Source organism: Neobacillus cucumis, from assembly GCF_023715505.1.
On the sequence record NZ_JAMBOH010000169.1, the window covers coordinates 1 to 255 of the forward strand.

A 255-nucleotide genomic window follows, 5' to 3' on the forward strand; every position below is an offset into this window, starting at 1 on the left:
GGAGGTGCTGTGTATGCAGAAACCTAGGAATTTTAACTTAGTAGGAGACCCCACCTTACTCTTAGTTCGGTTAACAGTTAATTTTAGCTCTTGCTCGAGGTATTTTGTGATACTTTTAATTACCCGGCGACCTGCTCGTTCACTTTTAACGTAAATGCTAAAATCGTCCGCAAAACGGACGAATTTATGTCCACGTTTCTCCAATTCCTTATCCAGTTGGTTTAAGTAAACATTACTAAGAATCGGCGAAAGTAC

At 40.0% G+C, this 255-nt stretch carries 1 protein-coding gene; it reads right to left on the minus strand.

The genetic code is table 11. From position 1 onward, the window contains the following. The coding region (locus M3226_RS31980) for a reverse transcriptase domain-containing protein (RefSeq protein ID WP_251573465.1) at nt 1-255 on the minus strand (255 nt) is incomplete at both ends.